Genomic DNA, 11,208 nt, shown 5'->3' on the forward strand with positions numbered 1-11,208 from the left:
CCGGCCATGGATGGCCGATGGCGGCGGGCCCACGGAGCAGGACCGGAGCGAGGGCATGCCGAGCCTAGGCGAGGCACCGAACGAAAGGGGCAAGAGCCCTTGGTTACTTGGGGCTTTTCCAAGTGACCCGCTGTAAAAGCGGAACCATTAGCGGCCGTTACCGCAGAAACGGATATGCCCCCTGAAAAAATACCGCAGCCAATTCACGCTCTATCGGTGTCTCTCCCCGAATACCAGAGCGCCAGTGTACAATTGCGTTCTTAAACCCCAGTCGATTATGCGAAGGATTTTCCGGATGTTGCCGCGCTTTCCTGCCGTCACCCGCTGCCTGACTCTTGCCGCCCTTTGTGTGGCTGGCCCCGTAGCAGCATTGGAGCTACCCCTGCCACCGCCCGGTGAAGACATCATCGGCCAGGTGCAAGTGATCAAGGCCAAGTACGAAGACACCTTCGCCGACCTTGGCACCACCTACGATCTGGGCTACTCGGAAATGGTCGCGGCCAACCCTGGCGTCGATCCATGGTTGCCGGGTGCCGGCACCGAGATCGTGCTGCCGACGCGCTTCATCCTGCCGCCAGGCCCACGTGAAGGCATCGTCATCAACCTGGCTGAATACCGCCTCTACTACTTCCCGAAAGGCCGGAACGTGGTCTACACCTTCCCGCTGGGTATCGGTCGTGAAGGCTGGGGTTCGCCGATTGCCCACACCAGCATCGTTGCGAAGACGCCGAACCCGACCTGGACGCCTCCAGCGTCGATCAAGGCCGAGCACGCCGCTGACGGCGATCCGCTGCCGAACGTCGTGCCGGCCGGCCCGGACAACCCGCTGGGCCCGTTCAAGTTCACCCTGGGCACACCGGGCTACCTGATCCACGGTTCGAACAAGAAGTTCGGCATCGGCATGCGCACCAGCCACGGCTGCTTCCGCATGTTCAACAACAACGTGCTGCAAATGGCAGGCATGGTGCCGGTCGGCACGTCAGTGCGCATTCTCAACGACCCGTACAAGTTCGGTGTAAGTGGCGGCAAGGTGTATCTGGAAGCGCACACGCCGCTGGACGACAAGGGCAACCCGTCGGTCGTCGACAAGCACACGGCTGTGATCAACGCGATGCTCAAGCGCGAAGACATCACCAACAACCTGCGCATGAACTGGGATGTGGTGCGTGATGTGGTTGCCGCTGAAGATGGCCTGCCGGTGGAAATCGCCGTGCCGAATACTTCTGCGCCGATGGTGACGAGTGCACCGATCGATCCGTTGCAGTAAGGCTTGAACAGAACCCGTCGGCGCTGAGAGCGTCGGCGGGTTTTTTATTGCCTGGACAAACGCCGGGCAATAAAAAAGCCGACCCAAAAAATGGGTCGGCTTGATAACAACCCCGAAGGATTATTACTTGCGGCTAGCTTTTTCCAGCATGCGCAGAGCACGCTCGTTAGCTTCGTCAGCAGTCTGTTGTGCTTTTTGAGCAGCAGCCAGAGCTTCATCAGCTTTACGGTAAGCTTCGTCTGCACGAGCCTGGGAGCGAGCAGCTGCGTCTTCAGTAGCGGTCAGACGTGCTTCGGTTTCTTTCGATACGCTGCTGCAACCGGTAGCCAGAACTGCGGCCAGAGCCAGAGCAGAGAATTTCAGAACGTTGTTCATCGTGTTCCCCTTCAAGGACTTTCAATTAAAGTAGCTGTCTCCTCAGAGTGAGGAAATAGCCGGCGTACATACTACCCATTACTTGTCGTAAGTAAACTGACGTAAAGCAAGAAGCAAAAAAAATTGTAGGCGTTGATTCTTTTTCGAGCAACTTTTACTTGCGATTGATTAAAAAATATCCAGCTGCAAGGCCCGAGCTGAGCGAGTTGGCACGAAAAAGTTCCCGGAGGCAGGACTGTTTTTCCCATCTTGGCTAAAGTCTGTCTAGATGGATTCGTCTACACTTTTGTTCGGAATTTGCGCGGCACCTCTCAAACTCTTTCGCCTAGTTGAGGTGACTTAATAGAGGGACGCTCGTCTTAAGTCTCAACATCCGGCAATGTTCAGGCTATCGACCCGCAGAGCGCTTCGGTCGAGCCGTCCCTGCGTAACCCGGAGCAGCACCCGCCCAACCCCGCGTGATGACGAGCGCACCTTGAGCATTTCTGCCAATGGTGCCTACTATTTGATACGTGCTCGGTTGCGCGAGATCGGTGCAGCTCTTCTCGGTGTCCATTCAGGCACGGGGGTGGCGTAGATGTTCCTTCGCCGGAAAAACATCGGTAAGGTAGGGGTCAGAATTCAAGACCCGCAGAGGAGTTGTGATGAGCGAGGCGTTGTCCATCAACCATGACCAGGCAGGTCATCAGTTCGAGACCAATGTGGACGGTCATCGTGCCTACCTGACCTATATGGATCTGGGGAAACAGACTCTGGATATCTATCGCACCTTCGTGCCCAATGCATTGCGTGGTCGCGGCATTGCGGCAGCCTTGACCGAGAAGGCGCTGGAGTACGCCGAGGAAATGGGCTACACCGTGATTCCATCGTGTTCCTACGTGGAGCGCTACATGGAGCGCCACCAGCGGCATGCGGCCAAGCTGAGCCAGTAAAACGAACGCATAAAAAAACGCCGGGTTAAGCCCGGCGTTTTTGTGTGCGCTGAACAGTGATCAGGTGCGATCACGTTTAGGCAGCACATCCTTGAGCTTGGCGTGCATGCTGCGCAAGGTGTTTTCGGTGGCGGACCAGTCGATGCAGGCATCGGTGATCGACACGCCGTATTGCAGGTCGGCGAGGTCTTTCGGGATCGCCTGGCAGCCCCAGTTCAGATGACTTTCGACCATCAGGCCGATGATCGACCGGTTGCCTTCGAGGATCTGGTTGGCGACGTTCTCCATCACCAGCGGTTGCAGGGCCGGGTCCTTGTTGGAGTTGGCGTGGCTGCAATCGACCATGATGTTCGGCTTGATCTTCGCTTTGTTCAGCGCTTGTTCGCACAGTGCGACGCTGACCGAATCGTAGTTCGGCTTGCCGTTGCCGCCGCGCAGCACCACGTGACCGTAGGCATTGCCCTTGGTGGTAACGATCGACACACCACCTTCCTGGTTGATCCCCAGGAAACGATGCGGGCTGGAAACCGATTGCAGGGCGTTGATCGCAACGGTCAGGCCGCCGTCGGTGCCGTTCTTGAAGCCGACCGCCGAGGACAGGCCGGAGGCCATCTCACGGTGAGTCTGGGATTCGGTGGTGCGCGCGCCGATGGCCGACCAGCTGATCAGGTCCTGCAAATATTGCGGAGAGATCGGGTCAAGGGCTTCGGTCGCGGTCGGCAGGCCCATTTCGGCCAGGTCCAGCAGCAACTGACGACCAATGTGCAGACCGTCCTGAATCTTGAAGGAGTCGTCCAGGTACGGGTCGTTGATCAAGCCTTTCCAGCCGACGGTGGTGCGTGGCTTCTCGAAATACACGCGCATGACCAGATACAGCGTATCGGACACTTCCGCGGCCAGCACTTTCAGGCGCTCGGCGTATTCGTGGGCAGCCTTGATGTCGTGGATCGAGCACGGCCCGATGACGACAAACAGGCGGTGGTCGGTGCCATCAAGAATGTTGCGAATGACTTCGCGACCCTTGGTGACGGTGCGCAGGGCAGCGTCGCTCAGAGGGATATCACGCTTGAGCTGGTCAGGAGTGATCAGCGTCTCGTTGGAGGCGACGTTTAGGTCGTTGATCGGTAAATCAGCCATCGTTTACTCGTCAGGTCACGGGTGCCGGCCGCCAGCGAACCCGCGCGGCGGAGCACAGCAAATTAAGCGCGTCGGGGAGCGGAACCTTAGCGCGTTACACCGTGGCTCGACAATGGGCAGACAGCGGTTTAAGGGCCATTCGCAACGAATTGATGACGACCCTTAATCCAGCACCGCCTGCGAAAATGCCTTGCGAACCGTGTCGTGGGAGAACTCGTCGGCGTGCTGCTGGACCCATTCGAGGGCCAGCGCCTGGGTTTCCTGCAGGTCGTCGTGGGCGTCATGCAGGCGACAGTAACGCTCGATCTGACACACCTGTTCGCCCATTCGGGCGCTGAACATCATCTGCTCGTCAACAAAGGCAATGCCTACCAGGTAGCCGCGCTTGCGTCGCAAGCACCAGGCCACGTAGCCCAGAAAACGCATATCGGGGTTCAAGGTCGGCATGCGTACTTCCAGCGCGGTACCGTGACGCCAGGCGCGGTGGTAATTGCAAGCCATGCCCCCGAGGCTGATAGTGTGCAGCTGTTGCCGTGAAATACACTCAGGTTTTAGCAACGTTAATTCGACGGGTACATCGTCAGGATGAGGAATAAAACGTCCCATGAGCACGGACTCCATGTGTCGGCCATCTGACATTGTTTCCCCCAGTATAGTGGTCGAATTGGCACTGACCGATTTCGACGCCGACCAACGGTTGCTGGCGATGAGCGGCGTTTCGCTGGTTGTTTTTACCAGCGTCGGCTGCGCCAGTTGCCGTTTTGCCCGAGAGCAATTGCCCAGGCTCGATCTGGATGTCGATCGCTTGTGCTGGATCGATGCCGGGGACAACGGCGGGGTGGTCGAGCGTTATCAGGTCTTTCATTTGCCGGCGCTGTTTGTGGTGCGCGACGGTGAGTTCTTCGGGGCACTAAGATCACGCCTGACCGCTACCGAGCTGAATGAGGCCGTAGGTCAGGCGTTGACGAGAACAGCAGAGGAGTTGCCATGACGGCTGCAGTTGCCAAACCGACCATCGGTATTATCGGAACCGGTGCGATCGGCGGGTTTTACGGGGTCATGCTGGCGCGTGCCGGTTTCGATGTGCATTTTCTGCTGCGCAGCGAGTTTTCGGCGGTGGCCGAGCACGGACTTCACGTCGACAGTGCACCGCACGGCGCGCTGACGTTGAATCCGGTTCAGGCCTATTCGTCGGCCGAGGACATGCCGCCCTGCGACTGGTTGCTGGTGGGCGCGAAGACCACCAGCAATGCCGGTCTGGCGCCGGCGATCATTCAAGCCGCAGCGCCGAATGCCAAGGTACTGCTGCTGCAAAACGGCCTGGACGTCGAAGACAGTCTGCGGGCATTGCTCCCTGATACGCTGCACCTGCTCGGCGGGCTTTGTCTGATCTGCGTGCATCGCACCGGCCCGGGCGCGATCACCCATCAGGCCCTCGGCGCGGTGAACGTCGGCTACCACAGTGGCCCCGCTGGCGATGAGCAGGCGCGCATGGCGATTGTCGAGGAGGGCGCCGGGTTGTTCCGCAGCGCCGGCATCGATTCCCAGGCCATGGCGAACCTGCAACAGGCGCGCTGGCAAAAACTGGTCTGGAATATTCCTTACAACGGCCTGTCGGTTCTGCTTGGGGCGGGCACCACAGCGTTGATGGCCGACGCTGACAGCCGCGAACTGATCAAGGCCTTGATGGCCGAAGTGGTCCGGGGCGCGAAGGCCTGCGGTCACGACATGCCGGCCGGTTATGCCGATTATCTGTTCATGATGACCGAGAAAATGCCGGACTACTGGCCGAGCATGCACCACGACTTTTTGCACAAGCGGCCGCTGGAACTGGCGGCCATTTACGCCCGGCCACTGGCGGCGGCCAAGGCTGTCGGGTGCGAATTGCCGCGAATCGACGCGTTGTATCGCAGTTTGAGTTTTATCGATCGACGCAACACCTGAGTCGATCAACCCGAGGGGGAAGGGCATGGCAAAGACGATTGACGACAAACTGGTACTGGCGATTTCTTCGCGTGCGCTGTTCGACCTGAGCGAAAGCCACAAGGTTTATCTGTCGAGCGGCGTCGAGGCCTATCGGCAATATCAGATCGAACACGAAGATGAAATCCTCGAGCCCGGCGACGCATTCCCTCTCGTTGAAAAACTCCTGAACCTGAACGCCAGCCTCGGCCGCGCCAGGGTCGAGGTGATCCTGGTGTCGCGCAACAGTGCCGACACCGGGCTGCGGGTGTTCAACTCGATTCACCATTACGGGCTGGCGATTTCGCGCGCGGCATTTGTCGGCGGGCGCAGTCCCTATCCGTACCTCAAGGCGTTTGGCTGCGACCTGTTCCTCTCGACCCATGCCGAAGACGTGCGCAGTGCGCTGGATGCCGGGTTCGCGGCGGCGACCATTCTGTCGGGCGGCGCCAGCCGTGCGGCCAGCGATGAATTGCGGATTGCCTTCGACGGTGACGCCGTGCTGTTTTCCGACGAGTCGGAGCGGGTTTATCAGGCGGGCGGCCTTGAAGCGTTCCAGGCCAGCGAGCGCGAAAGCGCCCGCGAGCCCTTGCGCGGTGGGCCGTTCAAGGGCTTTCTCGCGGCGCTCAATCTGTTGCAGCGCGAGTTCCCGGAGGACGACTGTCCGATCCGTACCGCGCTGGTCACCGCGCGTTCCGCACCGGCCCATGAACGGGTGATTCGGACCCTGCGCGAGTGGGATATTCGTCTGGACGAATCGCTGTTTCTGGGTGGCCTGACCAAGTCCGCTTTCCTTGAAGCCTTTGCCGCTGACGTGTTTTTCGACGATCAGGCCGGTCATTGCGAGTTGGCTCGCGAGGTGGTCGCTACCGGCCATGTGCCGCATGGCATAAGCAATGAGCAAAAGGTTTAAGCCCGCCGTTCAACGCGTTACGCGGGACGTCGCACTCGCCAAGGCACTGCTAAGCTGAATCAATCTCCGCCATGTTGGCACTCGAGGAGGTCATATGATTCGTTCGATGCTCTATGCCACTGACCTCGGCCTGTACGCCCCTTTGGTGATGCAGCATGCCCTGGAGCTGGCTCGAACATTCAATGCCGACCTGTATGTAGTGCACGCGGTTGAACCCATGGGGCTGTTTGCCGAATCGGTGCTTCAGAGTTACCTCGATGAGCAGGCGCTGAACGAGTTTCACAGTCAGGGCCTGAACACCGTGATCGCCAATATCGAGCAGCGCGTGCTCGACAGTTTTCGTGAAGAACTGGGGGATGAAGGGGAGCAGGATCTGGAGCGGATACAAGCGGTGCGGGTGCTTCAGGGCGATCCGTCGCAGGTGATTCTCGAACAGGCGCAGAAACTCTCCGTGGATTTGTTGATCGTAGGTAGTCATAGCCATGGTGCTGGCGCGGAAACGCCTTTGGGGCGGACCGCAGCGCGGGTGTTGCAGTTGGCTCGGGTCCCGGTCTATCTGGTGCCGCTGGTGGAACGCCGTCGCCAAGGGGACCGCTAGTCCACGAATAGTGGCAGTTTGATAAAAAAGTTCTAGATTTATTCTTCAAACCATTAATATAGTTATATACCGTCGCTGATGCCCGTGGCGTCTACCTGCTTTGAGGGATTCATATGAAGCTTCAACAATTGCGCTACATCTGGGAAGTGGCGCACCACGACCTCAACGTTTCCGCTACAGCCCAAAGCCTTTACACCTCGCAACCGGGCATCAGCAAGCAGATCCGTCTGCTGGAAGACGAATTGGGCGTCGAGGTTTTTGCTCGCAGCGGCAAGCACCTGACCCGCGTCACCCCGGCCGGCGAGCGCATCATCACCACCGCCGGCGAGATCCTGCGCAAGGTTGAAAGCATCAAGCAGATCGCCCAGGAATTCTCCAACGAGAAGAAAGGCACCCTGTCGATCGCCACCACGCACACCCAGGCGCGTTATGCGTTGCCGCCGGTGATCAGCAATTTCATCAAACAATACCCGGATGTTGCGCTGCACATGCACCAGGGTTCGCCGATGCAGATCGCCGAAATGGCCGCTGACGGCACCGTCGATTTCGCCATCGCGACTGAAGCGCTGGAGCTGTTCGGTGACCTGGTGATGATGCCGTGCTACCGCTGGAACCGCTGCGTGGTCGTGCCTCAGGGCCACCCGTTGACCAAGCTGTCGAAGCTGACTCTCGAAGCGCTGGCCGAATACCCGATCGTGACTTACGTGTTCGGTTTCACCGGCCGTTCGAAACTCGACGAAGCCTTCAGCCATCGCGGCCTGACGCCGAAAGTGGTGTTCACCGCCGCCGACGCCGACGTGATCAAGACTTACGTTCGCCTGGGGTTGGGCGTGGGCATCGTGGCGAAAATGGCGGTCGATACCAAGCTCGATAATGACCTGGTGGTGCTCGATGCCAGCGAATTGTTCGAATCCAGCATCACCAAAATCGGTTTCCGTCGCGGCACCTTCCTGCGTGGCTTCATGTGCGACTTCATCGAGAAGTTCGCCCCGCACCTGACCCGCGAAGTCATGGCCAAAGCCATTCAGTGCCACAACAAGCAGGAACTGGAAGAGCTATTCGACGGCGTCGAACTGCCGGTTCATTGATCTCCCGCTAAACCACCTCGGTAACAGAAAACTGTTGCCGAGCACCCGCCACCAGAATCTCCACCTCGTCCCCCTCGAACTTGCCCAGCAGGCTTTTGCCCAGCGGCGAGCGAGGGGTGATGACGGTAATCCATTGCCCCACCAAGTCGACCTTCAAGCCCGCCGCGTCGGGCGCCAGGAACAGCCATTGCTCACGTCCCTTTTCGTCTTCGAGACCGAGCAGGGCGCCGACTTCGATGCCGCGCTGGTCGTCATAAGGCCGTAGCGTCAGGTTCTGGCACAACGTCAGTGACTGCCTGATTTCCTCCACGCGCTTTGCCTGCCCGGCTGCCAGATATGACGCCTCCAGGCCCAGGGTGTCGTACTTGTTTTCGGCGATGTTTTCTTCGTGGGTCGCCGTTTCGTAAGCGGTTTGCGCGGCACGCTCGGCGATGTCGAGATCGATCCGCAGCTTGTCGATAATCAGTTGGTGGACGGTTTGCTTATTCATGATCAATCGCAGAATTGCAGGACATTGGCGCGGCTTTTTTCGCTTGGCGCGGTGCGGTCCTGTTGCAGCCAGAACTGGCAATTGGGGTTCGACAGATTGCGGTTGCTGCTGCGCGCCTGATCCAGCCGTTGTGCCTGTTCGTTCTTGCGCAGGTTCTCTTCGTATTGCTGGAACATCGGGCTCTGCGGCGGAATGTCCGGCACCGGTTGCACCACTACCGGCGGCTTGGCCAATTGCTCCACCGCTTGTGCGACGGGCGCCAGTTGCTCGCTGAACAACAGGCGCGAGGCGAGCCAGCAGGTCAGTGCGATCGCGAGGAAACCCAGCCACAATCCGAGGGCGATACTGCCCGTCAGTTGCAGGGCATTAAGCTGGATCGGCAAGCGGCGGCGCGGATTGGGACGGTAGGGCATGACTGCCTCCTGGCGGGTGGTCGCGGGCGAGTGGCGATTGTCGCATGAAGATTAATCGCCGTCGGCTCTTCTGCACGGGGTAATTTATGCGGACAATCGGCGCCTTTGCCAACGGGAGCCTGGAATGCCTGAAATGCCTCAAATGAAAAACCGCAGGCGCTGGGATATTTTTTGCACCGTGGTCGATAACTTTGGCGACATCGGTGTGACCTGGCGCCTGGCCCGCCAATTGGTGGCCGAACATGCGATGGACGTGCGTTTGTGGGTCGATGATTTGCGGGCCTTCGAGCGTTTGTGCCCAGCCATCGATCTCAACCTTTCACAGCAGTGGCAGGAGGGGGTCGAGGTGCGTCAGTGGACGGCCGACTGGCAGCCGACTGACGCGGCTGATGTGGTGATCGCCGCGTTCGCCTGCCAGTTGCCGAGTGCTTACATGGAGGCCATGGCGGCGCGGGAGAAGGCGCCGCTGTGGTTGAACCTCGACTACCTGAGCGCTGAGGATTGGGTCGTTGGCTGCCACGGCTTGCCGTCGGTGAAGTACAAAAATGTGCAGAAATTCTTTTTCTTTCCGGGGTTCCAAAAGGGCACCGGTGGCTTGCTGCGTGAAAGCGGATTGCTGGAACGGCGTCGGCAGTTTCAGCAAGACCCGAAGGCTCAGCGCGCATTCCTGCAAGGTTTAGGGATTGATCGGGCGCAAGGCGCGCAGTTGATTTCGCTGTTCGCCTACGAAAATGCCGGCCTGGCCAGTTGGCTGGATGTCCTGGCCGCAGATTCCGTGCCCACGCATCTGCTGGTGCCCGAAGGGCGGATTCTCGGTGATGTCGAGCGTTGGCTCGGTGTCGAGGGTTTGGCGGCTGGCGCGGTGCATGTGCGCGAGTCATTGACCGTGCAAGTGCTGCCGTTCGTCCGACAGGATCAATACGATCACCTGCTTTGGTGCTGCGATTTCAACGCCGTGCGCGGCGAAGATTCGTTTGTCCGCGCGCAATGGGCAGGGCGGCCGCTGCTCTGGCACATCTATCGGCAGGACGAAGACATTCACCTGGACAAGCTCGAAGCCTTCCTCACGCTCTACACAAAAGGCCTGTCTGCGCCTGCCCGCGAGGCGATCAGCGGTCTTTGGCGAGAGTGGAATGCCGGGCATGATATGTCCGACCATTGGGCTACGACCCGTAAACACTGGCCAGAACTGCAAAAACACGCCGAAGCGTGGTGTCTGGAACAGGCTTTGCAGGCTGATCTTGCCGCAGCGCTGGTACAGTTTTACCTAAATTGGATATGATACGCGGCCTAGATTTTTGTAAATCCCATCCAAATTCGGATATTCGCAATGAAAACTGGTAAAGAACTGAAACCCGGTACCGTGATCCGTCTCGAAAACGATCCATGGTTGGTTCAGAAAGCTGAATTCACCAAATCCGGTCGTAACAGCGCGATCATGAAGACCAAGCTGAAAAACCTGCTGACCGGTTACAAGACCGAGATCGTTTACAGCGCTGACGACAAACTGGACGACGTAATCCTCGACCGCAAAGAAGCGACCCTGTCCTTCATCAGCGGCGACACCTACACGTTCATGGACACCACCGACTACACCATGTACGAGCTGAACGCTGAAGACATCGAAGCCGTTCTGCCTTTCGTTGAAGAAGGCATGACCGATGTTTGCGAAGCGATCTTCTTCGAAGAGCGTCTGGTTTCCGTAGAACTGCCGACCACTATCGTGCGTCAGGTTGACTACACCGAAGGTTCCGCTCGCGGCGACACTTCCGGCAAGGTAATGAAGCCTGCCAAACTGAAGAACGGTACCGAGCTGTCGGTTGCTGACTTCATCGAAATCGGCGACATGATCGAGATCGATACCCGCGAAGGCGGTTCCTACAAAGGCCGTGCTAAATAAGCACTGCTTCAGGAATGAAAAAGCCCGACCATTGAGTCGGGCTTTTTTGTGCCTGCAAACTACACACCAGCCCCTGTAGGAGCGAGGCTTGCCCGCGAAGGCGGTTAGTCATTCAACAATGATGTTGACTGAC

General features: G+C 58.7%; 14 protein-coding genes. 9 read left to right on the forward strand and 5 right to left on the reverse strand.

Annotated elements, in window-relative coordinates:
• The first annotated feature begins 295 nt into the window (after positions 1-295).
• Positions 296-1,267, forward strand: a complete 972-nt coding sequence (locus KGA97_RS27575) for a L,D-transpeptidase family protein (RefSeq protein ID WP_008031383.1) — start codon at positions 296-298, stop codon at positions 1,265-1,267.
• A gap of 123 nt (positions 1,268-1,390) precedes the next feature.
• On the opposite strand, the gene oprI is transcribed toward KGA97_RS27575, so the two are convergent.
• Positions 1,391-1,642, reverse strand: coding sequence for an outer membrane lipoprotei OprI (oprI, locus tag KGA97_RS27580; protein WP_003172710.1), 252 nt, complete (start codon positions 1,640-1,642; stop codon positions 1,391-1,393).
• 644 nt (positions 1,643-2,286) lie between these two features.
• Here oprI and KGA97_RS27585 point away from each other — a divergent pair.
• A complete protein-coding gene (locus KGA97_RS27585) occupies positions 2,287-2,574 on the forward strand; it encodes a GNAT family N-acetyltransferase (protein WP_008031384.1) in 288 nt (95 codons plus the stop codon).
• 60 nt (positions 2,575-2,634) lie between these two features.
• On the opposite strand, the gene KGA97_RS27590 is transcribed toward KGA97_RS27585, so the two are convergent.
• Together KGA97_RS27590 and KGA97_RS27595 are read right to left on the reverse strand one after the other, a co-directional pair.
• On the reverse strand, positions 2,635-3,711 hold the full coding sequence (locus tag KGA97_RS27590) for a 3-deoxy-7-phosphoheptulonate synthase (RefSeq protein ID WP_008031386.1): 1,077 nt from the start codon (positions 3,709-3,711) through the stop codon (positions 2,635-2,637).
• 162 nt (positions 3,712-3,873) lie between these two features.
• The gene (locus KGA97_RS27595) at positions 3,874-4,317 is read right to left on the reverse strand and encodes a PilZ domain-containing protein (RefSeq protein WP_008040526.1); all 444 of its coding nucleotides are present in this window, start codon (positions 4,315-4,317) and stop codon (positions 3,874-3,876) included.
• On the opposite strand from KGA97_RS27595, the gene KGA97_RS27600 reads away from it, so the two are divergent.
• From KGA97_RS27600 to cysB, 5 genes are all read left to right on the forward strand, one after another.
• Positions 4,316-4,702 carry a thioredoxin family protein gene (locus tag KGA97_RS27600; protein WP_207286360.1) on the forward strand — a complete coding sequence of 129 codons (387 nt, stop codon included), beginning with the start codon at positions 4,316-4,318 and terminating at the stop codon, positions 4,700-4,702. The two genes, KGA97_RS27595 and KGA97_RS27600, sit on opposite strands and share 2 nt — an antisense overlap.
• Positions 4,699-5,655 (forward strand): putative 2-dehydropantoate 2-reductase, encoded by a 957-nt coding sequence (locus KGA97_RS27605; protein WP_223481862.1) that lies wholly within the window; start codon positions 4,699-4,701, stop codon positions 5,653-5,655. The genes KGA97_RS27600 and KGA97_RS27605 overlap by 4 nt, the downstream gene beginning before the upstream one ends.
• 25 nt (positions 5,656-5,680) lie before the next feature.
• Entirely contained in the window at positions 5,681-6,586 is a 906-nt protein-coding gene (locus KGA97_RS27610) for a 5'-nucleotidase (protein ID WP_008031392.1), read from the forward strand.
• A 94-nt stretch (positions 6,587-6,680) separates the two neighbouring features.
• Positions 6,681-7,184: a universal stress protein gene (locus KGA97_RS27615; protein WP_008031396.1), complete on the forward strand. Its 504-nt coding sequence runs from the start codon at positions 6,681-6,683 to the stop codon at positions 7,182-7,184.
• 113 nt (positions 7,185-7,297) lie between these two features.
• Entirely contained in the window at positions 7,298-8,272 is a 975-nt protein-coding gene (cysB, locus tag KGA97_RS27620; RefSeq protein WP_008031398.1) for an HTH-type transcriptional regulator CysB, read from the forward strand.
• A gap of 7 nt (positions 8,273-8,279) precedes the next feature.
• Here the strand turns inward: cysB and KGA97_RS27625 are convergent, their stop codons facing one another.
• Positions 8,280-8,762, reverse strand: coding sequence for a GreA/GreB family elongation factor (locus KGA97_RS27625; protein ID WP_008031400.1), 483 nt, complete (start codon positions 8,760-8,762; stop codon positions 8,280-8,282).
• A gap of 2 nt (positions 8,763-8,764) precedes the next feature.
• Positions 8,765-9,175 carry a hypothetical protein gene (locus KGA97_RS27630; protein WP_008040529.1) on the reverse strand — a complete coding sequence of 137 codons (411 nt, stop codon included), beginning with the start codon at positions 9,173-9,175 and terminating at the stop codon, positions 8,765-8,767.
• 124 nt (positions 9,176-9,299) lie between these two features.
• On the opposite strand from KGA97_RS27630, the gene earP reads away from it, so the two are divergent.
• Together earP and KGA97_RS27640 are read left to right on the forward strand one after the other, a co-directional pair.
• Positions 9,300-10,457, forward strand: coding sequence for an elongation factor P maturation arginine rhamnosyltransferase EarP (gene earP, locus KGA97_RS27635; protein ID WP_223481863.1), 1,158 nt, complete (start codon positions 9,300-9,302; stop codon positions 10,455-10,457).
• A gap of 48 nt (positions 10,458-10,505) precedes the next feature.
• A complete protein-coding gene (locus KGA97_RS27640; protein WP_007943632.1) occupies positions 10,506-11,075 on the forward strand; it encodes an elongation factor P in 570 nt (189 codons plus the stop codon).
• Positions 11,076-11,208 lie beyond the last annotated feature (133 nt).

The sequence above is a fragment of the Pseudomonas sp. BF-B-15 genome (assembly GCF_019946675.1).
GTDB classification, from domain to species: domain Bacteria; phylum Pseudomonadota; class Gammaproteobacteria; order Pseudomonadales; family Pseudomonadaceae; genus Aquipseudomonas; species Aquipseudomonas migulae.

Bases quoted from the DNA above. Each gene is read 5' to 3' on its own strand.
- KGA97_RS27590 (WP_008031386.1), bottom strand. From the start codon at position 3,711: ATGGCTGATTTACCGATCAACGACCTAAACGTCGCCTCCAACGAGACG.
- KGA97_RS27630 (WP_008040529.1), bottom strand. From the start codon at position 9,175: ATGCCCTACCGTCCCAATCCGCGCCGCCGCTTGCCGATCCAGCTTAAT.
- KGA97_RS27605 (WP_223481862.1), top strand. From the start codon at position 4,699: ATGACGGCTGCAGTTGCCAAACCGACCATCGGTATTATCGGAACCGGT.
- KGA97_RS27595 (WP_008040526.1), bottom strand. From the start codon at position 4,317: ATGGGACGTTTTATTCCTCATCCTGACGATGTACCCGTCGAATTAACG.
- oprI (WP_003172710.1), bottom strand. From the start codon at position 1,642: ATGAACAACGTTCTGAAATTCTCTGCTCTGGCTCTGGCCGCAGTTCTG.
- KGA97_RS27585 (WP_008031384.1), top strand. From the start codon at position 2,287: ATGAGCGAGGCGTTGTCCATCAACCATGACCAGGCAGGTCATCAGTTC.
- KGA97_RS27640 (WP_007943632.1), top strand. From the start codon at position 10,506: ATGAAAACTGGTAAAGAACTGAAACCCGGTACCGTGATCCGTCTCGAA.
- KGA97_RS27615 (WP_008031396.1), top strand. From the start codon at position 6,681: ATGATTCGTTCGATGCTCTATGCCACTGACCTCGGCCTGTACGCCCCT.
- KGA97_RS27625 (WP_008031400.1), bottom strand. From the start codon at position 8,762: ATGAATAAGCAAACCGTCCACCAACTGATTATCGACAAGCTGCGGATC.
- KGA97_RS27575 (WP_008031383.1), top strand. From the start codon at position 296: ATGTTGCCGCGCTTTCCTGCCGTCACCCGCTGCCTGACTCTTGCCGCC.
- KGA97_RS27600 (WP_207286360.1), top strand. From the start codon at position 4,316: ATGAGCACGGACTCCATGTGTCGGCCATCTGACATTGTTTCCCCCAGT.
- cysB (WP_008031398.1), top strand. From the start codon at position 7,298: ATGAAGCTTCAACAATTGCGCTACATCTGGGAAGTGGCGCACCACGAC.
- earP (WP_223481863.1), top strand. From the start codon at position 9,300: ATGCCTGAAATGCCTCAAATGAAAAACCGCAGGCGCTGGGATATTTTT.
- KGA97_RS27610 (WP_008031392.1), top strand. From the start codon at position 5,681: ATGGCAAAGACGATTGACGACAAACTGGTACTGGCGATTTCTTCGCGT.